The sequence below is a fragment of the Pseudarthrobacter sp. NPDC058119 genome (assembly GCF_042884655.1).
Lineage (GTDB): Bacteria > Actinomycetota > Actinomycetes > Actinomycetales > Micrococcaceae > Arthrobacter.
In genome coordinates this window covers 143,201-164,988 of sequence record NZ_JBHVTN010000002.1, presented here as the reverse complement: position 1 = coordinate 164,988, position 21,788 = coordinate 143,201, and the positions used below count along the sequence as shown (strand labels likewise).

General features: G+C 65.7%; 18 protein-coding genes. 10 read left to right on the top strand and 8 right to left on the bottom strand.

The annotated features are described in order from the left end of the window. The first annotated feature begins 67 nt into the window (after positions 1–67). Entirely contained in the window at positions 68–1,288 is a 1,221-nt protein-coding gene (locus tag ACFVTD_RS05780) for an MFS transporter (RefSeq protein WP_387559424.1), read from the top strand. Positions 1,289–1,389: 101 nt separating this feature from the next. On the opposite strand, the gene ACFVTD_RS05775 is transcribed toward ACFVTD_RS05780, so the two are convergent. The 3 genes from ACFVTD_RS05775 to ACFVTD_RS05765 all read right to left on the bottom strand — a co-directional run bounded on the left by ACFVTD_RS05775 (position 1,390) and on the right by ACFVTD_RS05765 (position 5,140). Further along, positions 1,390–2,232 carry an esterase/lipase family protein gene (locus ACFVTD_RS05775; RefSeq protein ID WP_387559421.1) on the bottom strand — a complete coding sequence of 281 codons (843 nt, stop codon included), beginning with the start codon at positions 2,230–2,232 and terminating at the stop codon, positions 1,390–1,392. Positions 2,233–2,661: 429 nt separating this feature from the next. Beyond that, positions 2,662–3,423: an SDR family NAD(P)-dependent oxidoreductase gene (locus ACFVTD_RS05770; protein ID WP_387559418.1), complete on the bottom strand. Its 762-nt coding sequence runs from the start codon at positions 3,421–3,423 to the stop codon at positions 2,662–2,664. Beyond that, positions 3,416–5,140 carry an FAD-dependent oxidoreductase gene (locus ACFVTD_RS05765; RefSeq protein WP_387559415.1) on the bottom strand — a complete coding sequence of 575 codons (1,725 nt, stop codon included), beginning with the start codon at positions 5,138–5,140 and terminating at the stop codon, positions 3,416–3,418. Before ACFVTD_RS05765 ends, ACFVTD_RS05770 begins: the two co-directional genes overlap by 8 nt. Positions 5,141–5,269: 129 nt before the next feature. Here ACFVTD_RS05765 and ACFVTD_RS05760 point away from each other — a divergent pair, with 129 nt between their 5' ends. The 5 genes from ACFVTD_RS05760 (at position 5,270) to ACFVTD_RS05740 (ending at position 10,405) form a co-directional block, all read left to right on the top strand. Beyond that, a complete protein-coding gene (locus tag ACFVTD_RS05760) occupies positions 5,270–6,055 on the top strand; it encodes an IclR family transcriptional regulator (RefSeq protein WP_387559412.1) in 786 nt (261 codons plus the stop codon). Between the two features lie 106 nt (positions 6,056–6,161). Next, the gene (locus ACFVTD_RS05755) at positions 6,162–6,923 is read left to right on the top strand and encodes an SDR family NAD(P)-dependent oxidoreductase (RefSeq protein WP_387559409.1); all 762 of its coding nucleotides are present in this window, start codon (positions 6,162–6,164) and stop codon (positions 6,921–6,923) included. Positions 6,924–6,991: 68 nt separating this feature from the next. Next, positions 6,992–8,674, top strand: a complete 1,683-nt coding sequence (locus ACFVTD_RS05750) for an FAD-dependent oxidoreductase (RefSeq protein WP_387559406.1) — start codon at positions 6,992–6,994, stop codon at positions 8,672–8,674. A gap of 1 nt (position 8,675) precedes the next feature. Next, positions 8,676–9,005, top strand: coding sequence for a Dabb family protein (locus tag ACFVTD_RS05745; RefSeq protein ID WP_387559403.1), 330 nt, complete (start codon positions 8,676–8,678; stop codon positions 9,003–9,005). Between the two features lie 11 nt (positions 9,006–9,016). Next, positions 9,017–10,405, top strand: coding sequence for an MFS transporter (locus ACFVTD_RS05740; protein WP_387559400.1), 1,389 nt, complete (start codon positions 9,017–9,019; stop codon positions 10,403–10,405). A gap of 68 nt (positions 10,406–10,473) precedes the next feature. Here ACFVTD_RS05740 and ACFVTD_RS05735 read toward each other — a convergent pair whose 3' ends face one another. The 5 genes from ACFVTD_RS05735 to ACFVTD_RS05715 form a co-directional block, all read right to left on the bottom strand. Continuing rightward, positions 10,474–10,797: a 2Fe-2S iron-sulfur cluster-binding protein gene (locus ACFVTD_RS05735; protein WP_387559397.1), complete on the bottom strand. Its 324-nt coding sequence runs from the start codon at positions 10,795–10,797 to the stop codon at positions 10,474–10,476. 32 nt (positions 10,798–10,829) lie between these two features. Beyond that, positions 10,830–12,107, bottom strand: coding sequence for an NAD(P)/FAD-dependent oxidoreductase (locus tag ACFVTD_RS05730; protein WP_387559394.1), 1,278 nt, complete (start codon positions 12,105–12,107; stop codon positions 10,830–10,832). Next, positions 12,100–13,365, bottom strand: coding sequence for a cytochrome P450 (locus tag ACFVTD_RS05725; protein WP_387559391.1), 1,266 nt, complete (start codon positions 13,363–13,365; stop codon positions 12,100–12,102). The genes ACFVTD_RS05730 and ACFVTD_RS05725 overlap by 8 nt, the downstream gene beginning before the upstream one ends. A 245-nt stretch (positions 13,366–13,610) precedes the next feature. Next, positions 13,611–14,390: an IclR family transcriptional regulator gene (locus ACFVTD_RS05720; protein WP_387559388.1), complete on the bottom strand. Its 780-nt coding sequence runs from the start codon at positions 14,388–14,390 to the stop codon at positions 13,611–13,613. A gap of 297 nt (positions 14,391–14,687) precedes the next feature. Further along, positions 14,688–14,891: a hypothetical protein gene (locus ACFVTD_RS05715; RefSeq protein ID WP_387559385.1), complete on the bottom strand. Its 204-nt coding sequence runs from the start codon at positions 14,889–14,891 to the stop codon at positions 14,688–14,690. Positions 14,892–15,069: 178 nt separating this feature from the next. On the opposite strand from ACFVTD_RS05715, the gene ACFVTD_RS05710 reads away from it, so the two are divergent. The 4 genes from ACFVTD_RS05710 to ACFVTD_RS05695 are packed head-to-tail and all read left to right on the top strand — an operon-like array spanning position 15,070 to position 21,770. Then, positions 15,070–16,512 carry a DUF3375 domain-containing protein gene (locus tag ACFVTD_RS05710; protein WP_387559382.1) on the top strand — a complete coding sequence of 481 codons (1,443 nt, stop codon included), beginning with the start codon at positions 15,070–15,072 and terminating at the stop codon, positions 16,510–16,512. After that, positions 16,509–17,141 (top strand): DUF4194 domain-containing protein, encoded by a 633-nt coding sequence (locus ACFVTD_RS05705; RefSeq protein ID WP_387559379.1) that lies wholly within the window; start codon positions 16,509–16,511, stop codon positions 17,139–17,141. Before ACFVTD_RS05710 ends, ACFVTD_RS05705 begins: the two co-directional genes overlap by 4 nt. Further along, positions 17,138–20,545 carry an ATP-binding protein gene (locus ACFVTD_RS05700; protein ID WP_387559376.1) on the top strand — a complete coding sequence of 1,136 codons (3,408 nt, stop codon included), beginning with the start codon at positions 17,138–17,140 and terminating at the stop codon, positions 20,543–20,545. The genes ACFVTD_RS05705 and ACFVTD_RS05700 overlap by 4 nt, the downstream gene beginning before the upstream one ends. Beyond that, positions 20,535–21,770 (top strand): Wadjet anti-phage system protein JetD domain-containing protein, encoded by a 1,236-nt coding sequence (locus tag ACFVTD_RS05695; protein WP_387559373.1) that lies wholly within the window; start codon positions 20,535–20,537, stop codon positions 21,768–21,770. Before ACFVTD_RS05700 ends, ACFVTD_RS05695 begins: the two co-directional genes overlap by 11 nt. The last annotated feature ends 18 nt before the right edge of the window (positions 21,771–21,788 follow it).

The window sequence follows — 21,788 nt, the reverse complement described above, 5'->3', positions numbered from 1 at the left end:
ATCACTCCCCCTGGTGACAGGGCTCTCAGCCGCATGCACCCCCGGCTCCCTGATCAATGAGGATTTCATGACCACTTCCCCCTCCACCCGCGCGTCACGCTGGCCGGTCTGGCTCTGCTGGCTGGCCATGGTCCTGGACGGCTTCGACCTAGTGGTGCTTGGCACCGTCATCCCTACGCTCATCAAGACCGGTGAGCTTGGCTTCGACGCGGTCGGCGCCACCCTTGCTGCAACCATCTCCCTCGTCGGCGTCGGTCTCGGTGCCCTGTTCATCGCCCCGTTGTCGGACCGGTTCGGGCACCGCAAGCTGCTGGTGGCCTGCGTCCTCTGGTTCTCCATCTTCACCATCGCGGTGATTTGGGCGCCCAACGTGGCAGTGTTCAGCACGTTCCGGCTGCTGGCCGGCCTGGGGCTTGGCGCCTGCCTCCCCGTTGCCCTGGCCTACATGAACGATTACGCCCCGGCCGGTTCTGCCGGCAAGTCAACCACCCGGACCATGACCGGCTACCACGCAGGTGCCGTGGCCACCGCCTTCCTGGCACTGATGGTCATCCCGGACTGGCGCACCATGTTCGTGGTGGGCGGCATCGCGGGCCTGGCCCTGGTGCCCCTCCTCTGGTTCAAGCTCCCCGAGACCCTGCCGGCAGAGCGGGATGCCAAGAAGCAGGAGCAGGGCACTGTCCGCGACCTCGCGAAGAAGCCGTACCCCCTGGTGGCCCTGGCCATCGCGGCGGCCTCGTTCATGGGGCTCTTGCTCGTCTACGGCCTGAACACCTGGCTGCCGCAGCTCATGGCGTCCGCCGGCTATCCCGTCAGCGCAGGCATCTCACTGCTCCTGGTACTGAACCTGGGCGCCGTCGCCGGCCTGATCATCGCCGGCATCCTGGCGGACAAGCACGGAACCAAGCGGATCGTCCTGCTCTGGTTTGGCCTGTCGGCCGTATGCCTCGCCCTCCTCAGTGTCAAGGTGGACAACGCCATCCTGCTGAACGCCCTCGTCTTCGTGACCGGAGTCTTCGTCTTCAGTTCGCAGGTCCTCGTCTACGCCTGGGTCAGCCAACTGTTCCCGGCCCGCCTCCGCGCCACCGCCCTCGGTTTCGCCGCCGGCGTGGGCCGCGTGGGTGCCATCGCCGGGCCTGCCGTGACCGGCGGCCTCGTTGCCGCCGGCATCGCCTATCCGTGGGGCTTCTACGCGTTCGCCGCCGCCGGCGCCCTGGCCGTCGTGGCGCTCGTGGCGGTACCCCAGGTCATTTCTGCCCGGACACCGGCACAGGAGCACGCTGGCTAAGCAACCGCAGCCGGGGCTTCAGAGACCAACGACGGCGGGTGGCCGGCTTTTGGAAGCCGGCCACCCGCCGTCGTACTGCTTGCTACTGTGCGTCCCGGGGGCTAAAGGCAGACGGGCTGGAATGCCGGGTCCGCCGGACCGGACGGCTGCGCCAGGGCGTTGCCAACAAGCTGGTGCACCACGGGATCATTCGGCGTTTGGTCGTGTTCGATAACGTCCGCCGGGCACTTGTCCTGGATGGTGATGTTGGTGACCTGCCGGGCGGAGCCGCTGAGGTACTGGCTGTTGTAGGGGATGACCACCTCGTCATGGGTGGTGGAGATGACGGTGTAGGCGGGGCCGGCTACGGTATCGCCTACCGAGTTGAGCTCCTGCATGAAGGGTGAGCCGGCCTGCTGGTCTGCGCACGCGGCGCATCCGGCCGCAGTGTAGTCGGGCGTGGGCACCAGGTCCGGCGGCGGAAGGATCACGCCTTCGGTGCCGTGGTTGGACGGGGCGATGCCGACAAGCTGGTGGACGTACTTGGCGCCGCCCAGGAAGCCCATGTAGTACCGCGGCATCATGCCGCCCTGGCTGTGGCCCACCAGGTCCACCTGCTTGGCGCCCGTGGCGGAGCGGACGGAGTCAACGAACGGCGCGAGTTCCTTGGCGGAATCCTTGACCGGAGCCGTGGCATAAACACCGTTGGTGGCACCGTAGTTGAGGGCGAAGACGCAGTACCCCTGGCTCTTGAGGTAGGGCGACATGGTGGACCAGTTCTTCTCCATGCTCTCGAACGTTCCGGGCACCAGGACCACCGGGTACGGATGTGCGGCTGACGGTTTGCAGGACCAGTCGTTGGCCCCGGGCGGGGAGACGTCAACCGCCTGGGCGGGTGCGGCCACCAGGGATGAGGCCAGGATTGCCGCGGCGGCAACGGACAGGGCTCGGCTTAGGAAGGACATGGAAACCTCTTCGTTTGTCTGTCTCTGGGACGGCCGGAACTGATGGTCTTGGGGGTCACCATCAGTTCCGGCGTGGTTTTCCATGCTGGCAGCGCTGCCGCTCCTCCGCAGCGGATCTGCACGAACGTGCGGCGAAATCGCGGCATCAACAGCATCAGGGCTTCCGGCAAATGTGACCTGAAGCACTCGTATTGTTACTGGTGAGTAGCCTATTTAGACGCTTCCTGCCCGTGGACGCCCGCTCAACGGCTGCTGCACAAACGTGCAAACGAGGGCATTCGCCGAGGCCGCCGGCGCCGGTATCGCCGGAACGGTGCGAACCCGCCGGTTCGTTACGGCGTCCCGGCACCGTTCCGGCGATCCCGGGAGTGCCGGGGCCACGGCGGTCCGGCTGCATCACCGTATGCAGGTGCTCAGGTCCGGCTGTCGCTAGGCGGCGGTGTAGCCGCCATCCACGGTGACAATGGATCCCGTCATACCGGACGACCCGTCCCCGGCGAGGAACAGGACGACATTGGCGATCTCCTCGGGCAGGAGCAACCGGCCGATCGGCTGCCTCGAGACCATGTGGGAACGCGTCTCCTCCGGCAGCTGGCTCAACAGCGGGGTGTCCACATAGCCCGGCGAGACCGCATTGAACCGGATGCTGTCCTTGGCGTAGGTCAGCGCTGCTGAGCGGGTGAAGTTGGCCACTGCAGCCTTCGCGGCGGAGTAGGCGGTGCTTCGATCCTGGCCCACGTGGGCCAGGATCGAAGCCATGTTGATCACTGAGGCCGTCCGCGGTTCTGCGCCCCGGCGCCGACCCTCGAGGATGGTGGCCACAGCCCACTTGTTGCAGAGCGCCACGCCAGTGAGGTTGACGTCCAGGACACGCTGCCACTTGGACAGGTCCAGTTCGTGAACGGGGGCCTTCACCTCGGGAATGCCGGCGTTGGCCACCAGGACGTCCAGGCTTCCGTAAGTGGCGGCCGCCGTTTCCATCAGGGCGCGGACCGACTCTTCGTCGGTCACGTCCGTAGGGACAAACTGCGCCTGCCCGCCACCGGCTGCGATCTTCGCAGCCACACCGGCAGCCGCCTCGCCGATGTCACCGATGGTCACCGCGTAGCCGGCCTCCCCCAGCTTCAGGGCGATGGCTTCGCCGATCCCGGAGCCTCCCCCGGTAACCACCGCGGATCCAGCGCTATGCACGGTCCACCAGTTCGGAAGTCCGGCCGCGCGCGGCGGCGAGCTTGGCAATATCCCGGCCGGCACGGTACCCGAAGACCAGGGCGGGGCCGATGTGCGAGCCGTAACCTGGGTACCCGCCGCCGAATACGCTCACAGCCGCCGAGCCGACGGCGATCAGCCCCGGAATGGCGGTGCCTTCCTCGGTTTCCACCTCGGAAGACCCATTGACGCCAATGCCGGCGAAGGTGCCCAGGTCGCCCATCTGGATCTTGGCCGCGTAGTACGGCCCCTTGCCCACGATTGCCAGGTTGGGGTTGGGCTTGTGGTCCATGTCGCCGCGGAAGTTGTTGTACAGGGTGGAGCCGCGGCCGAATGCCGGGTCCTCGCCGCGTTCGGCAGCCGGGTTGAACTCAGCCACGGTGGCCTTCAGGCCCTCGGCATCGATGCCGAGCTTGCCGGCCAGTTCCTCCAGCGACGCGCCCTTGACCAGGTAGCCGGTCTTGTAGAAGTAGCCGCGCGGCATGGGCCAAGGCTTGGCGTAGCCGATGCCGTACTTGTGCATGGTCTTGGCGTCACCGATGACGTAACCGAAGGTCTTGTCCTCGTCTTTGTTGTGCCCGATCATCGCGCCGCCGAAGTCGTGGTAGCTCAGGGCCTCGTTGCCGAATCGTTTGCCGTGGCGGTCCACGGCGATCAGCCCTGGCAGGCCGATGGCCCGGAGGTGCGGGAAGAGCCGTTCCTTGCCGTTGAGGGATTTGAAGACCGTGACGGGCGCCCAGGAGCCCACGCTGAAGACCGAGTTGTCGATGTGTCCGCCGGCGCTGAGGGCCAAAGTGGCGGCGTCGCCGCCGTGGCCCACGGTGGGCGTGAAGTGGTCGTCCCCGTCGGCGTCGTGCGGGAAGTACTGCCGGCGCAGTTCCTTGTTGCCTGAGAATCCGCCGGCAGCCAGGATGACCCCCAGCTTCGCGGTCACGGTGGCGGCATGCGAGCCACCGATGACCGCTCCGGTGACGGTCCCGGCGTCGTCCCGTGTCAGCGAAAGCGCCGGCGAGGAGTTCCAGAGCCGGACACCCAGGTCATCGGCACTTTTAACCATGCGCGTCATCAGCGCATTGCCGTTAGACCGGAGCACCGGCCGCTTGTACCGGGCGGCGTCGAACCAGGTCCGGAGCAGCTTCTTCGCCACGTATACGAAGGATCTGACCGACTGGTTGACGTGGAAGAACTCGTTGATATCCGGGCCCACCTGCGGCATGTAGCCGAACACCGTGTAGGAGCTCAGGTACGGCTGCATCAGGAGGCGCTTGTCACCGAGCACGCGCGCGTCAACGTCCTGCGGCAGGATCGCCCGGCCGGAGAGCCTGGCGCCGGGCAAGTCCATCTTGTAGTCCGGGGATTTCTCCGGGTACGTGAACTTCACGTCAGTCTCGTTCTCGAAGAAGTCAAGGGCCTCGGGCACAGTGTCCAGGAAGCTGCGGACGCCGGCCTCGTTGAAGGTGTCCGGCGCGAGGTTCTTCAAGTAGGTTTCCGCTTCCTCGCGGCTGTCCCCCTGCTCCACGCCCTGCTTGTTGCCGGGAACCCAGGCCCAGCCTGCCGAGATCGCAGTGGTTCCGCCGAAGTACTGCTCCTTCTCGGCAACAATCACGGTCAGTCCCTGCGATGCGGCTTTCAACGCTGCGGCCATCCCGGCCACACCGGACCCGATCACCAGGACATCACACACAACACTCTTACTCATGGTTCTTGCTCCGTTCAGTGGCTGCGCCTCGGTGCGGCAGCCGGGTGGAATGCCAGCCCCCAGTACAACGGGGGGTGGGGAACCACCACAGCCGCGATTACCATTGATCGGGAATCCCAAGGAGGATCAGTGGCCAATTCCGCATCCGGCGAGTCGATGATCGCCCGCTTCGTCAGGGTGGTGAGCGCATTCGATGACCGCCACCAGACCATGACCGTCGCCGAACTGGCCCGCAGGACCGGGCTCCCGGTCACCACCACGTACCGGCTGGTCAACGAACTGCTGCACGAGCGCCTCCTGGAGCGCGAGCCGGGCGGCGCCGTCCACATCGGAACAAAAATGTGGGAACTGGCATCCCGCGGCTCCAAGATGGTGGGCCTGCGCGAGGCGGCCCTGCCGTTTATGGAAGACGTCCAATCCGTGGTCCAGCACGCCACCACCCTGGGCATCCTGGATTCGGACGAGATCCTCTACATCGAACGCATCGGCACCCACGCAACGGTGGTGGATATTTCCAAAATCGCCGGCCGGCTCCCGCTGCACGCCACGTCGTCGGGACTGGTCCTGCTGGCCCACTCCCCCGCCGCCTACCAGGACAAAATCCTCGCGAGGCCGCTGTACAAATACACCGACACCACCCTCACGGAGCCGATGGTGCTGCGGCGCCACCTGGCCGATATCCGGCACAGGGGCTTCGCCGCCATGCCCGGCGTGATTGTTCCCGAGACCACCGGCATTGCCGTGCCGGTGTTCGGGCCGGACAACACGGCAGTGGCAGCCCTAAGCGTCATCGTGCCGCGGACCGAGGAGAACGACTCCGCCCGGGTGCCGGTGCTCATGGCCGGAGCCCGCGGGATTTCGCGCGCCCTGGGCTGGCGGGGCGAGCTCAAAGGAACTGTCCGCCGAAGCCAGTGAAGCGACTGATTACCGTTCATCGGTAATCCTGTGGTTCCGCTCACAGCACTCCTGCCACGGTAGCTAAGGCGCAGCGACGAGGCTGCGGAATGACGAGGAGCGGAACATGAACATCACGCACGGACGGGTCGCCGGCAAGACGGCGGTCATCACGGGCGGCAGGGGGGACCTTGGCAGCGCCACGGCGGCGCTGTTTGCGGAACACGGCGCCCGGGTTGCCAGCCTGGACATGGCAGGGGCCCCGGCCGCCGTCGAGCATCACAACGTCCGGGAGTACGACGTTGACGTCACCAGCGAGGACAGCGTTGCCGAGGCGATCCGCCGCGTCACAGAAGAAATCGGCGCACCGGACATCCTGGTCAATGCGGCCGGCATCATCGGGCCCGCCGGTCCGTCCCACACCGCCTCCGGCACGGACTTCGACATCATCTTCAACGTCAACGTCAAGGGCGTCTGGCTGATGACCAAGCATGTGGTCCCCGGCATGATCGAAAAAGGCGCCGGCAGCATCATCAACTTCTCCTCCATCCACGGACTCACCGGAGGCAGCAGCGTGCCCCTGTACCACGCCACCAAAGGTGCCGTCCGGCTGCTCAGCAAGTCCGATGCCGCCGCCTACGGAGCCCACGGCATCAGGGTCAACTCCATCCACCCCGGCTCCATGAACACGCGGATGAGCCGGCGCTCCGCGGAACAATCCACGGTTGGACCCGAGGCGTACTACAAGCAGCTGCTCGGCTCCAACCCGCTGCCCCGGCAGGGGGAACCGGAGGAAATCGCCTACGGCGTCCTGTACCTGGCGTCGGACGAATCCCGCTTTACCACCGGTTCGGAACTCGTGATCGACGGCGGTTACACCGCGGTCTGAGCCGCCGACCCTTGCCGCACCGCCTCCTAACGCGCGGCGGCACTGAACATCTCCCGAAAGGCATCACCATGAAAATCGTCAGTGGAACCGCAGCGGAAACGTACGACGTCGTCGTCGTGGGTTCCGGCGCCGGCGCCCTCACTGCGGGGGCCACCGCAGCCCGGGCCGGCAAATCTGTCATCATCCTGGAAAAGAGCGACCTGCTGGGCGGCACCTCCGCCGTGTCCGGCGGCATGCTGTGGGTGGCGGACAACCACCACGCCCGCGAGGCAGGCATCGCCGATTCCAAGGCCGCGGCAGCCGAGTATGTTCGTGCGGTGGCCCGGGGCCGCGGCCGCGAGGAACTGCTGGATGCCGCGTTGAACTATGGGGACCAGATGCTGCAGTTCGTGGAGGACGAGTGCGGCGTGCGCTTCATTTTCCTGGACAACTTCCCGGATTACCGCCAGGACCTGCCCGGCGCGCTCGACGGCGGACGCACTATCGAACCGGAACTCTTCAACAGCGGGGATGCCCTGGGTTCCCTCACCGCACATGTCCGCACGGACCGCCGCGCTCCGTTCACCATGCAGGAGTACGAGGCCTGGGGCGCTTTCACCAAGTTCCCCTGGGCGGAGCTGGACCAGCGCCAGAAAGACGGTTTTGTGGCGAAGGGCCAGGCGCTGGTGTCCATGCTGCTGGCCAGCCTGGTCCGGAGCGGTGCGGCCCTGGCCACGGGCGCCCGCGGGCACCGGCTGGTGACCGACGGCGGCCGGGTAACTGGCGTGGAGCTCGAAACCGGCGAGATCATCCGGGCCAACGACGGCGTGGTGCTGGCCACCGGGGGCTTCGAATGGGACAAGGCCCTGGCCGATTCGATGCTGGCCTCACGGCTGTACACCATGTGCTCGCCGCCTTCCAACACCGGTGACGGCCTGCGGATGTCCCAGCGTATCGGCGGGCAGACCCGCGGCACCCGCGAGGCCTGGTGGGCACCCATGTCGGTGACCGGCGATACCCGGGACGGGCAGCCGATCGGCACCCTCCTCCGGTTCGAACGCCAGGGCCCGGGATCCATCATGGTGAACCGGCACGGCCGCCGCTTCGCCAACGAATCCCAGAACTACAACGACCTGGCACGGTGCCTGCAGTCGTGGGACTCCGCCGCGAACCAGACCCTCAACACCCCCGCCCATGTGATCGTGGACCACGCCTACATGGAGCGCTACGGCATCCTGGCCCACCGCGCCGGCCAGCCCACGCCGGCCTACCTGACCGAGGCTGGCACGCTGGAGGAACTCGCCGCGAAGATCAACGTACCCGCCCGGAACCTTGTGGAGACCGTGGCCCGGTTCAACGGCTTCGCCGCCAAGGGCGAGGACCCGGACTTCGGCCGCGGCGAGAGCGCCTACGACAAATACTGGGGCGACGCGGACAACGCCTACCCCAACCCGTCCCTGGCTCCGCTGCAGACCGGACCGTTCTACGCCATGGAGGTGGTCAACGGCGCGTTCGGTACCAATGGCGGCATCGCCACCGACGGGCTGGCCCGTGTGCTCGACGTCGACAACCGCCCCATTGAGGGCCTGTTCGCCGCCGGCAATACCACCGAGAGCGCCTACGCGGCCGGTTACCCCGGCGCCGGTGCCACCCTGGGGCCCATCATGACCATGGGTTACCTCGCCGGACGGACCATCGCGGGCCAGGATCCCGCGTACGTCCCGGGCTCAATGGCTGGCGGCAACCACGCAGCGGAACTGGTAGGTGCCTGAGATGATCCGCCACACTGTCCTGTTCAAGTTCAAGCCGGACTTCCCACCGGAGGACAAACAGACCTGGATCGCCGGACTCAACCGGATGCGCGGCAACATCCCGGGCATGGTCAACCTGGCACACGGACCGGATGTGCTCAGCACCGAGCGTTCCTTCGATTACGCCATCGTGGCGGACTTCGAAACCGTCGAGGACATCGCCGTGTACAACACGCACCCTCTCCACGAGCCGCTGAAGGCGTACTCGTTCCCCAACAGCCAGCACATCCTCTCGGTGGACTTCCACCTCGAGGATCCCCCGCCGGCTTCCGCCAAGACAACGTTGTCTTAAGGAGATTCATCATGGAAACATCACCCGACACACGTACAGCCCCGCCGAAGACGCCGCGGAAGGCGGCCCTGGCATCCTTCCTGGGCAGCACGCTGGAGTATTACGACTTCTTCATCTACGGAACCGCGGCCGCCCTGGTGTTCCCGCATCTGTTCTTCCCGGCCGATGACCCCGCCGTCGGCCTGATCGGCGCACTGGCCACTTTCGGCGTCGCGTACGTGGCACGGCCGGTGGGCGGGCTGGTCATGGGCCACTTCGGCGACAAGCTTGGCCGCAAGAGGATCCTGCTGCTCACCCTGGGCATCATGGGCCTGGCCTCGCTGGGCATAGGCTGCCTGCCCACCTACGATCAGGTGGGGGTCTGGGCCCCCATCCTGTTGGTAGCAGGACGCCTGGCCCAGGGTTTCTCCGCCGGGGCTGAGTCCGCGGGCGCCTCCACCCTCACGCTGGAGCACTCCCCGGACGGAAAACGCGCCTTCTTCACCAGCTTCGTGATGATGGGCTACGCCTCCGGCATGGTCCTGGCCACCCTGGTGTTCATTCCGGTGAGTGCCCTGCCCCAGGATGCCATGATGAGCTGGGGCTGGCGCGTCCCGTTCTGGCTCTCCATCGTGGTCCTCGCCGTGGCCTACTGGGTGCGGACGCACCTGGACGAAACCCCTGTCTTCGAGGAAGCGCAGGAGCGCGAACAGGTCGCACCCATGCCCGTCAAGGAGGTCCTGCAGTTCCAGGCACCGGACGTGCTGCGCGTGGCGGGCATGTCCATCATGGTGGTCATGCAGACGGTGTTTACGGTCTTCGGGCTGGCCTACGCCACTTCCACGGCGGGCTTCGACCGGTCCTCCATCCTGACGGTCAACGCCGTCGCGATCGGGTTGTCCATGCTGGTGATGCCATTGGCTGCGACGCTCGCGGACCGGATCGGACGCCGTCCGCTGCTGCTGGCCGCCGCGATCGGATGTTCCGCAACGATTTTTGTGTACTTCCTGGCGTTGTCCTCGGGCAACATCGTGCTGGTGTTCCTGGCCGCGTTCCTGAATATGACCGTGCTGTACTCGGCGTACAACGCCGTCTGGCCGGCCTATGTGGCCGAGCAGTTCGCCACTCCCGTGCGCTATACGGGAATGGCGCTGGGCAACCAGCTGGGCCTGGTGCTGGCCGGATTCGCCCCGATGATCGCCAGCATGCTGCTGACGCCGGGCCTGACGGGCTGGATGCCCGTCGCCGTTTTTGCGACTGTCTGCATGCTCATTGCCGGCGTCTGTGTCTTTTACTCACGCGAGACGTACCGAACCCCCATTGAAAAGCTGGGCACACCGTATCTCGAGGGCACTGCCTTGCGCCGGGAACAGCATGCCGCCGCCAAGGTGGAGGCGGGACTCGACAGCCCTGTCCGCTAGGCACCCACACCGCAAAATGACAGTGCCCCCGTCGCCTTGGTGGCGACGGGGGCACATGTCATGGGGGCTTATTCCTCCGGGGCGAGGGTGACAGTCATCCCGTCCAGCCGGTCCTCAAACGCGACCTGGCAGGACAACCGTGAGCAGTCCTCCCTGAAGCCTTCGGCGTCCACCAGCAGCTCGGCCTCGTCCTCGCTCCGTTCACCGAGGCTGGTGACGATGTCGCCGTCCAGGAAGACGTGGCAGGTGGCGCAGGAGGCTGTGCCGCCGCAGGACGCCAGCACGGGGAGGTCGTTGTCCCGCAGGGCCTCCATCAGGCTTTGCTCCGGCTCCCACTGCACGGCGTGCTGCTGGCCTTCGCGGTCCACTACGGTCAGGGTGTTGTTGCTCATCTGGTGCTCTTTTCTGGGAATTCTTGCGGTTATCAGGCCAGTGCTGCTGCGGTCTGGCGGGCGTCAGAACACGAATGTTCGCCGGTTGCGGTGTCCTCGAGTTTCACGGCCGGGTCCGCCACCAGGGCGGGGTCCAGCAGCCGGCCGGCGGGAATGAGCTTCTTGGCCGGGCGGAAATCGGCCAGTCCGCCCACGGTGTCCACGGCGGCCAGCCGGCCCTCGCGGAGGTACACCACGGAGAATTTCCCGGTGGCGGGATCCCCGCGCACGATGACTTCGTCGTCCGGGTGCATCACGCCGGCGGTTTGCAGCCGGACACCGTGCTGGACGGTCCAGAACCACGGGACCTCCGCGGTCCGGGGCTGGCTGCCGAGGATGTCGCTGACCAGGGCCTCCGCCTGGGCATTGGCGTTCTGGATGGATTCCAGCCGTTGGCTGGCGCCGCTGAACGGGCTGGTGAACCGGGTGACGTCCCCGGCGGCGTAGATGCCCGGGATGTTGGTCCGGCAGTGTTCGTCCACCAGGACGCCGTCCCGGCATGCCACCCCGGCGGCTTCGGCGAGCTCCTGGTTGGGCAGCACACCGATGCCGGCCACCACCACATCGGCCTCGAAGTGCCGCCCGTCTGACGTCACGACGCGTTCCACACGGCCTTCCCCCTGCAGTTCGGTCACGGCGGCGCCGAATTCCAGGTTGACGCCCCGGTCCCGGTGGAGGCCCTCGAAGAAGGCGGACACGGGTGCGGAGGTCACCCGCTTCATCACGCGGTCCTGGAACTCCAGCACCGTGACGGAGCATCCGTTCTTGACGGCCGCCGCGGCCGCTTCCATACCTATGAAACCGGCACCGATGATCACCACTTTCGCGCCGGGAACCAGCGCGCGCTGGATGGCCAGCCCGTCCTGGTAAGTCCGGAGGGCAAGCACCCCGTCAAGCTGTGCACCGGGCACGGGAAGCTCGCGGGCACGTGAGCCGGTGGCGAGCACCAGCCGGTGGAACGGGAGCCGGCTGCCATCTGCCAAGACCACTGAACCGGCATCCGGGTCGATCGATTCGACGGCCTGTCCCGTGATGCGCTCAATCCCCCTGGCCTGGTAGTAGTCCTCCTTGCGAAGGAGCGGTGTTTTGTATCCGGCACCGGGCGTAAGCAGTTCCTTGGACAGCGGGGGCCGCTCGTAGGGCATCCCGTGTTGGGCATCGATGAGGACGATCCGGCCGTCCCAGCCGCCGGCCCGCAGGCCTGCTGCCACGGCAACGCCTGCGTGTCCGCTGCCGACAATAACCATAGGGTCTGTGGTTTTCTCAGTCATTGTGCTCCTCCAGGAAGACGTGCATGCGGTGAGGGCCCGCGTTGGTGAGGTTGTTGCCGCGCACCCACTCGATCGGGTGGGCTGGGTCCAGCGCGACCGAGGCCAGGCGCTGGGCCAGCACGTCGGCGGTAATGGTGGTTTCGAGGTGGGCCAGGGGCTGGCCCAGGCAACTGTGCACGCCGTGGCCGAAGCCCAGGGATTTGCTGTTGTCGTGGTCCATGTCGAAGGTGTCGCCGTCGTCGAAGAGGTCCCGGCTGGCGGATGCGTTGAGCAGCCGAACGATGCTGCTGGCGGGGATGGCCACCCCGGCCACTTCCACGGCTTCGGTGGTGACGCGGCTGGCGCGGTGGACGGCGCCGCTGTGCCGGGCCAGTTCCTCGGCGAACCGTGCGGCGTCGGCCGGGGTCTCGCGGATGCGGGTGAGCAGGCCGGGCTGTTCGGCAAAGATGCGGAAGGCATTGGCCAGCAGGATGGTGGTGGTGTCGTGTCCGGCGATGAAGACGAACGAACACAGTTCCTTGGCTTCCTGTTCGGTGAGGATGCCTTCGTCCTTCCACATGCGGGCGATGTGCCCGCCCATGGACGGGCTTTCCTCCGCGTAAAGGCGCTCCAGGGTGTCTTTCAGGTAGGCCCAGAAGTCGTGGGCGCTGTCCTTGTCGGTTCCCGTGCCCGGGGCGTTCCGGGCGAGCCGTCCGAAGTAGGAGAAGGTCTCATCGGACCAGAACTTCATCTTCTCGTAGTCCTGGGCGGGGACGTCCAGCAAGGCGGAGATGGTGGCCATGCTGAGCTGGATGGCGTACTCCTCCACTACTTCGCCGCCGCCCTTGGCGAGGAGATCGTCGAGCAGCGCGTTGGCCGTTTCCCGTATTCGGTCCTCAAACAGTTTGATGGCGTTGGGTGTGAAAGCGGTGGCCACAACCTTGCGCAGGCGGTTGTGGTTCGGCGCATCGAAAAGCGTCAGGAAGGTCATCGGCGGCGGCGAGACCACTTCCGAAGAGAAGATCTTCGGGGCCCGGAAGGCCCTGCGGACATCCTCGTAGCGGGAAATGAAGTAGACATCTGAGACCGGTGACCAGCACCGGAGAACGGGCGCGTTCTCGCGCATCCACGTGTAGTGGGCGTAGGGGTCCTCTTGGGAGCCGTCGTCAACAACCTTGAACGGCTCCAGGCCATCGGGCCATTGCAGTTCGTGGGAGTAGGGCAGGCTGCCTTCCTCGCTGCGTGGAAGGTGCGCGTCGAGCGTCGTTGCTGCGAGCATCGTAGTCCTCTCATGTGGGGCTTCGTCACCGCTGGCCGGGCAGGGGTGATCGGGGCCGGGATACAGGTGAGGCGGGACCGGTCTGGCGCCTGTCAGGGCACGGTGGACAGGGCACCCGTCAGGGCAACCGTCCGGCTGGTCCGCCGGCCCACGCCTCGTTTCCACTGTGAGGCGCGCCACGCGGGAAAGGTCGACGGCGTCCATTCAACGGACGCACTGGCCTGCGGTTTGTTTGCGCCGCGGGTTTAGCCGTTGCTGCCCGGAGAGGGCTGGCGTACCGGGCTGAGGGTCCGGGAAATGCCGCGGGCCGCTGTCAGGAGAGCCGGCACGATGACCTGCACATCGCCGTCGTCCCTGGGGACGATCGCGCTGAGCGCCGCCACCACGGAGCGTTCTGGTCCGAAGACGGGAACGGCGATGCCCAGCCATTCGGACACCCCGATTCCCGGGAGGGCAACGAATCCCCGCTGCCTGACCTCGGCGAGGTGCCGCCGGATGAGTCCGGGGTCGGTGGGGGTTTCGTCGGTCATCTTTACCAGCCGCCCGGAGAGGAAGCTCTCCTGGAAGGCGGCAGGGGAATGGGCCAGCAGCACCAGGCCGGGCGAGCAGGCGTTGAGCGGCAACCGGTCAGTAATCCGCGCTGCGTCCAGTACGGAATCCGGCGCCGACATACGCTCGACGTAGAGGGCGGATCTGTTGTCCAGGACGGCCAGGGTGGTGTGCTGTCGGACCACGGAGAGGACGTCGTCCATGAACGGCAGCGCGGCTTCGCGGACGTCCAGTGCTGCTTGGGACCGGGTGGCAATTTCCCACATGCGCAGCCCGATGCGCAGTTCCCCGGTGTCGGAGCGGCGGATCAAGCCGTGGCTGATGAGCTCCTCCACCAGGCGGTGCGCGGTGGACCGGGGCAGGCCGGCCCGCATGGCGAGGCTGGACACGGTCATCGACTGCCGGTCGCGGTCGAAGGCCTCGAGGACCCGGACCACCCGGCCAAGGACCGAATCTCCGCTGCGGGAATTGGCCATGGGCGTTGCCCTTTCCACGGACGGACTGGACCCCGTCTACCGTGTCAGGTGAGTCCGGGCGAGTGACATCCAAGACTATCGGCAGGCCCCGCGCCCATCAATCGCAGCGCCCCCACCCCGCGTGCCTCAGCGCCCCATGCCAGGAAGACGGCAAGTGACTGTTCCACCGCCGACATCGTCTTGACGTCCACTTGCCCTACTCGCTGCCCAGGATTCGTCCGCCGAACAGTGGTCAGCGGGACGGAAGGACCGCGGCCACCGCCTCGACGGCCGCGCGGGGGCTCGTCAGGACGCGCGTCACGATCCCGGGCAGCAGGGCGGCGGGTTCCTGCTCGCCTGGGCGAGGACGACGACGTCGCAACGGTTTGAGAGCGCGAAGGCCGCCTTCGCGATGCGGAGGCGGTAGTCCTCTCGGGACAGTGCCTCGAACGTGGCCACGTGGACCTGCGCCATGTGGAGGAAGCCCACGGTGCGGGGACCGTCGGGGCGGAGTTCGGTCATTGGCCTGACTTCAACAGGGAAGGACAACCAAGAGTGCGAGAGCGGCCGCGGAAAACCCACGGAAAGTGATAGAGCGTCGGGGAAAAACCGACATCAAGTGATAGAGCGTCGCAGGGATCGCCTAGAGTGATCACGACGACGTGACGCACCACATCAGACGCACCAAACACGGGACCCCATGGACTTCTACGCCATCAATTCCCTGCGGGAGAACCATGCAGGCTGGTCATTGCTCCGCGCACAGAACGCACCACTGGCCCTGGCGTTCTTCATGGCGGCCTTCACCGGCCCCAACCAGCGCAACCTGGGCCGCCAGCAGCTGGTTGACGTCCTGGACGACGTTCTGTTCGGGCTGCGCGACAGCGAAGGCCAGGACCGGTTTCCACGCGGCGCCGGCGAGTATTTGGACGACTGGGCGTCCGACGAACGGAAGTGGCTCAGGAAGTACTACGTCCCCGGAGAGGACGAACCGCGCTACGATTTGAGCGCCGCGGCTGAAGACGTTGTCCGGTGGGTTGAGAACCTCCGGGGACGGGAGTTTGTCGCCACCCAGTCACGCCTCACCAGCATCTTCGCTGTCCTTAAAGAGCTCGTCCAGCAGTCGGAAACGGACCCGGAAGTCCGGCTCGCCGAACTGCAGCGCCAGCGTGACGGGATCGAAGCCGAGATGCAGCGCATCCGAGACGGCAACATCCGGGTCATGACCGGCCCCGAGGCCCTGGACCACCTCCAGCAGCTGACCACCCTCGCGAAGGACCTTCTCTCGGACTTCCGTGAGGTCGAACAGAACTTCCGAAAGCTGGACCGCCAGGTCCGGGAGCAGATCGCCACCTGGGACGGGACCCAGGGCGAGCTGCTCCAGTCAATCTTCGACAACCAGCAGGACATCAGCAGCTCCCTGCAGGGCCGCACTTTCCAGGGCTTCTGGGACTACCTCATGTCGCCGCAGCTGCGCACGGAACTGCAGGACCTGCTGCAACGGGCAACCCACATCGAAGCCCTCGCCAACAACAGCGGCCTGAACGCGGTCGCCAACCTGCAGCAGGACTGGCTGCCCGCCGTCGAGCAAACCCAGGCCACCGTCCGCCATTTGTCCCAGCAGATGCGGCGGCTCCTGGACGACAAGGTGTTCCTTGAAAACAAGCGGGTCATGCACCTGATCCGCAGCATCGAATCCGCCGCGCTGGGCATCCGGGACGCACCGCCGTCGGGCGCCTTCATGGAAATCGACGCCCCGTCCGTGGACGTCGTACTGCCGTTCGAACGGCCGCTCTACGAGCCCAGCCGCAAGGTCCTGGTGGTCGATGCGGTCGAAAACGCCGAGGACACCGATCTGGACGCGGGCGCGCTGTTCACCCAGTTCCACGTGGACAAGGAGCGCCTTCAAGCCAACATCGATGCGGTGCTTGCGGAAGCCAGCCAGGCAACGCTCGCCGAAATCACCGGGAACTTTCCGCTCACGCAGGGCCTGGCCGAACTCGTGGCTTACCATCAGCTGGCCTCCGAATCGGACTGGGCCACCATCAACCCGGAGCAGTCCCAACGGTTGTCCTGGCAGCTGCCGGACGGAACGGCGCGTGAGGCCACCATTGAACAAATCATCTTCGGAAGGCCGGCATGAACCCCGCTAACACTGATACGGAAATCCGACCGCCCGAGGAACTTCCCGGCGTCGTCACTCGGATCTTCAAAGGCGTGCTCTATGCGGAGAACGACGCAAAAGTGTGGCAATCCCTGTTGGGCCTGGCATCCCAGGTCCGCGACTACGTCGCCGTACTGGGCCTTGACCTGATCCTCGACGAATCGGAAGGTTACGCCTTCCTGAGGTCGCGCGAGGACCCGGACGGCACGCTTCCCCGGCTCATCGCCCGGCGTACGCTCACCTTCAACGTCAGCCTGTTGCTGGCCCTGCTGCGCCGCCGGATGATGGAGTTTGACATCAACAGCGGCGATGTCCGGCTCATTATGACCGAACAGGACATCGCCGATTTGGTCTCGGTCTTCCTGCCGGAATCCAGCAATGAAGCGCGCGTCCTGGACCGGCTCGGTTCCGATATCAAGAAGGTTGTGGACCTGGGTTTCCTCCGCAAGCTCAAGGGCCAGGCGGCCACCTACGAAGTGGCGCGCATCCTGAAGGCCTACGTGGACGCGCAGTGGCTGGAAGAGTTCGACGCGCGGCTGGCTGACTACCGTGCAACACTGGCCGGAGAGCCGCTGGCCGGTGCCGACGGAGATGGAGAGGTCAAGTGACAGCACAGCTCAGCGGCGACCTGCAGGACAGCCTGTTCAGTCTGGACGAAACGGAGAACGACGCCGGCACTCCCCCGGGCTTCCGGCTGCACCGCCTGGAGCTGCTCAACTGGGGCACGTTCCACCACGGCGTGCGCACGTTCCGGCTGGACGGGGACAACAGCCTCCTGACCGGGGACATCGGTTCCGGAAAATCCACAGTGGTGGACGCCATCACCACACTGCTGCTGCCGGCGAACAAGATCGAGTACAACAAGGCCGCCGGGGCACAGAAGAAGGAGCGCTCCCTGATGTCGTACGTCCGGGGCTTTCACAAAAGTGCCCGGAGCATCGGCGGGGAGTACTCCAAACCCGTGGCGTTGCGCGGCACAGGCCAACTTACGGTGGTGCTGGGCGTCTTCCACAACGCCGTGCTGGGCAAGTGGGTCACCCTCGGCATCACGCTGTGGGCCACGCAGGAGGCCGGGCAGCCCAGCCGGTTCTACTCGCTTGCGGAGGCCGAGCAGTCCATTGCCGCCGACTTCAGCAACTTCGGGCAGGACCCGCTGAAGCTGAAGAAGAAGCTGCGTTCTGCCGGGGCCTCGGTCCATGATTCCTTCGAGCCGTATTCGGCCGCGTTCAAGCGCCAGTTCGGGATAAGCGGCAACCAGGCCATGGAACTGTTCCACCGCACGGTGTCCATGAAGCAGGTGGAGAACATCACCTCGTTCGTGCGCGGGAACATGCTGGAGGAGGACGACGTTGCCACCCGGATCACCAACCTGATCCACCACTTCGACGACCTGAAGAAGGCCCACGACGCAGTGCTCCGGGCCAAGGACCAGATCGCCCTGCTGACTCCCATAACCAAGGGCGCCGGACAGCACGCCACGTTATCTGCCGAGGATGCGTTTGCCCGCCAGCAACGCGACCAGTTGCACCCTTGGTTCACCGACCGGAAACTGCAGTTGAGCCTGGACCACCAGGCCGAGCTCGAACAGACAGGCGTCCGGCTGCAGGAGGACAGGACCCGGCTGGCCCGGGAGGTCAAGCAGCTGCGCCGCGACCTGGCCGGGGTTGAGGAGGACATCCGCACCAACGGTGGCGGACGGTTGGCCGCCATCGACGCGGACCTTTCCCGCCTCGCAGTGGAGTCCGCGGTCCAGCGTCAGCGGTTTGAGGCATATTCAGCGGCAGCTTTGGACTTGGGCCTGCAGGCACCGGAGGACCGGGTCCTCTTTGACGGGAACCGTGCGCGGCTGGCCCAGGTGGAGGAGGACCTGGCGGGCAGGTCGGACACCCTGCAGGGTGACCGCACCACCCTGTCCATCCAACAGGCGGGACTCGAAGCGCGCAAAAAGGAAGTCAGCGCTGAGCTCACCAGCCTCCAGGCCCGCCGCAACCTGATCCCCCTTGACCAGCTGGCCATCCGCCGCCGGCTCAGCGAGGGAACCGGAATCCCGGAAACCGAACTTTCCTACGTGGGCGAGCTGCTCAAAGTCCGCGACGGCGAGTCCGCATGGGAAGGCGCGGCAGAACGCACGCTACACGGGTTCGCGCTCTCGCTCCTTGTGCCGGAAGAGCACTACCCGGCAGTGAGCACATGGGTGGACTCCAACCACCTGCGCGGCCGCCTGGTGTACCTCCGGGTCGGTGACACCCACCCACCGAAAAGTCCTGAACCCGGTACCCTGGCGGCCAAAATCGCCATAAAGCAGGGAACCAGGTTCCGGGACTTCCTGCAGGAAGAACTCACCAGCCGTTTCGATTACTTCTGCTGCGCGGATTTGGCCGACTTCCGCCGGTACCCGAAAGCCCTCACCGTCAACGGCCAGCTCAAGGGAGGGCGTGGCCGGCACGAAAAGGACGACCGGAAAGACCTCGCAGACCGCCGCAACTACGTCCTGGGGTGGGACAACCATGACAAGATGGCCCGCTTCCGGGCCGAGCAAGATGAAGTACAGGGCCGGCTGAAAGTTACAGCTACGGAACTCGGCAAGATCAACCAGCAACTGGGCGTGCTGGGAAGGCACCACCGGCAGCTCGGCGTAGCTGGCTCCGTCAAGGAGTTCGGCGAAATCAACTGGCAGGCTACCGCCCGCACCATCGAGGAACTCAAGGCCGAGAAACGCGCCCTCGAGTCCACCAGCGACGTCCTTCAGCAGCTCATGGCAAGGCAGGAGCAGATTGGACAGGACCTGGAGCGCCTGGAGGAGAAGGAAGGCAAGCTGCAGCAGCGGCTCGGCGCCAACCAGAAGGACGCCGGGGACATTGCCGAAGCCATCGAGGAATGCCGCTCAATCCTGTCGGAGACGCCGGTGAGCGGCGACGCCGAGGTGCTGGCCGCCGTCGGGCTCCTCGCCGAGGAAGCGCTCGACGGAAAGCTGCTCACCTATAGGAACACCGCATCCACAGAAAGCACCGTCCGGAACGGGCTGACGGACTCTATTGATGCACTTGCCAAGCGCATCGCCCGGGCGGCTGAGAGCACCGTTCGGCAGATGGCGGACTTCCGAAACAAATACCCCACGGAAACCACTGAATTCGACGCGTCACTGGAGGCTGCTCCTGATTACAACAGGCTGCTGGAACAGCTGGTTGGCAACGACCTGCCCCGGTTTGAAGCCCGTTTCAAGGAATCGCTGAACCAGAACACCATCCACGAGGTGGTGGCCTTTAATGCGTTCCTGGACACCCGGCGGCAGGACATCGTGAACAGGATCGGTGAGATCAACCAGTCTCTGGCCGGGATTCCTTACAACACCGGCCGGCACATCCAGCTGGAGCAGCAGGCCACCACCGACCAGGATGTGCGGGAGTTCGGCAATGACCTGCGCGCCTGCTCCGAGGGAACCATCGGTGACGACGACCAATACTCGGAACAGAAGTATCTTCAAGTGGAGCGGCTGATCGAGCGGTTCCGCGGCAGGGACGGCCTCACCGAGCTGGACCGGCGGTGGACCACCAAGGTGACAGACGTTCGGAACTGGTTCACGTTCTCCGCGTCGGAGAAGTGGACCGAAACCGGGGAGGAGTATGAGCACTTCACCGATTCGGGCGGCAAGTCCGGAGGGCAAAAGGAGAAGTTGGCCTACACAATCCTGGCGGCGGCGCTGGCATTCCAGTTTGGCCTCGGTTCCGGGAAGGGGGTCGGGCGGAACGCCGGGACTGGCAGGAGCTTCCGGTTCGTGGTGATCGACGAGGCATTCGGCCGCGGCTCCGACGAGTCGGCACGCTACGGGCTGGAACTTTTCCAGCGGATGAAGCTGCAGTTGCTGATTGTCACTCCGCTGCAGAAAATTCACGTGATCGAGCCATTCGTCTCTCATGTGGGCTTTGTGGCCAACACCAACGGCGACGATTCACAGCTGCGCAACATGACTATCCAGGAATACCGGGACGAAAAGGCCCGGCGTGGCCTCTAGCTCCTGGACGACCCTGGCGGGGTTGCGGGAACAGTCACTCAAAGCCTGGAACAGCGGTGCGCTGCTCCGGGAAATGCTGGAGCCCGCGGGACTGTACCCCCGCCGTCGTTCCCTCAAGCGTCCGACGGCGGCGCAGCTGTTGAGCGATTACGCTGCCGTCCGTCAGTGGGCTGCTGAGCTGGCTGCCGGAGCGGGTGCCTATTCCTTGGAATCGGTCGAAGCCGGGCAGCGGACAGTCGGTTCCAACAGGATTCCGGCTGCTGCCGTGTTTCCTTCTGTGGAGGACGAGCTCGCGTTTCTTGGGAAAGCCCGGGAGGCGGCGCGGTTCCGTTCGTTGGCTGAGGGTCTCACTAGGCTGGATCCACAGCTGCTGGGGTGGGCTGCCCGGCGGCCCCTGAAGGTCCTGGAGCTGGGGCACGGCGCACTGACGGCAGGACGCGTAGCACTGTGGCTTCGGGACAATCCCTTTCCCGGGATCTATGTCCGCCAACTGGCGCTGCCGGGCGTGCACACGAAATTTGTCGAACGGCACCGCCAGGTGATCGAGCAGATGTTGGCTGCCCTGGCGGAAAATTCCGTGCCGGTCGATTCAGCGGAACCGGATGCCCTCCCTGACGCTCCCGACGCTGCGCTGGAAGACGGCGCAGGCCGCACTCCCGCGGCCCGGTTCGCGCGCCGCCACGGATTCCTCCACCCGCCCGAACTGGTCCGGTTCCGGATTCTCGATCCAGCCATCGAGGTCCTTGGCGGGGCGCGGGACATCACCGTGACGGCGGAGTCGTTCGCTTCCTTGTCGTTGCGGGTAGGGAAGCTGATCGCCACAGAGAATCAGGTCAACTTCCTGGCTCTGCCCGATCAGCCAGGAACCTTGGCGCTTTACGGCGGCGGCTACGGTTTCTCGTCGTTACGGGATGCGGCCTGGCTGCGGGCTTGCCGGGTCCTTTATTGGGGCGACATCGATACCCATGGCTTCCGGATCCTGGACCAGCTGAGGGCAGTCCATCCGCACGTAGAGAGCCTGCTGATGGACGAGGCAACATTGTTGGCCCATCGTGAGGCCTGGGGCAGAGAACCGTCGCCGTCCATGGTTCCACTGCCGCGGCTGACCCCGGACGAATCGGCCCTGTATGAAGCACTCGGCAACGAGATATATGGCAACGCTGTCCGCTTGGAACAGGAACTGGTTTCCTGGGACTGGGCCCGCCAGCACCTCAGCGATCTTTAATACACGGTGCGGGCGCCA

Coding starts and splice junctions, on each gene's coding strand:
- ACFVTD_RS05780 (WP_387559424.1), top strand. CDS start 68: ATGACCACTTCCCCCTCCACCCGCGCGTCACGCTGGCCGGTCTGGCTC.
- ACFVTD_RS05705 (WP_387559379.1), top strand. CDS start 16,509: ATGAACCCCGCTAACACTGATACGGAAATCCGACCGCCCGAGGAACTT.
- ACFVTD_RS05775 (WP_387559421.1), bottom strand. CDS start 2,232: ATGTCCTTCCTAAGCCGAGCCCTGTCCGTTGCCGCCGCGGCAATCCTG.
- ACFVTD_RS05710 (WP_387559382.1), top strand. CDS start 15,070: ATGGACTTCTACGCCATCAATTCCCTGCGGGAGAACCATGCAGGCTGG.
- ACFVTD_RS05730 (WP_387559394.1), bottom strand. CDS start 12,107: ATGACTGAGAAAACCACAGACCCTATGGTTATTGTCGGCAGCGGACAC.
- ACFVTD_RS05720 (WP_387559388.1), bottom strand. CDS start 14,390: ATGGCCAATTCCCGCAGCGGAGATTCGGTCCTTGGCCGGGTGGTCCGG.
- ACFVTD_RS05735 (WP_387559397.1), bottom strand. CDS start 10,797: ATGAGCAACAACACCCTGACCGTAGTGGACCGCGAAGGCCAGCAGCAC.
- ACFVTD_RS05750 (WP_387559406.1), top strand. CDS start 6,992: ATGAAAATCGTCAGTGGAACCGCAGCGGAAACGTACGACGTCGTCGTC.
- ACFVTD_RS05745 (WP_387559403.1), top strand. CDS start 8,676: ATGATCCGCCACACTGTCCTGTTCAAGTTCAAGCCGGACTTCCCACCG.
- ACFVTD_RS05725 (WP_387559391.1), bottom strand. CDS start 13,365: ATGCTCGCAGCAACGACGCTCGACGCGCACCTTCCACGCAGCGAGGAA.
- ACFVTD_RS05715 (WP_387559385.1), bottom strand. CDS start 14,891: ATGACCGAACTCCGCCCCGACGGTCCCCGCACCGTGGGCTTCCTCCAC.
- ACFVTD_RS05755 (WP_387559409.1), top strand. CDS start 6,162: ATGAACATCACGCACGGACGGGTCGCCGGCAAGACGGCGGTCATCACG.
- ACFVTD_RS05765 (WP_387559415.1), bottom strand. CDS start 5,140: ATGAGTAAGAGTGTTGTGTGTGATGTCCTGGTGATCGGGTCCGGTGTG.
- ACFVTD_RS05740 (WP_387559400.1), top strand. CDS start 9,017: ATGGAAACATCACCCGACACACGTACAGCCCCGCCGAAGACGCCGCGG.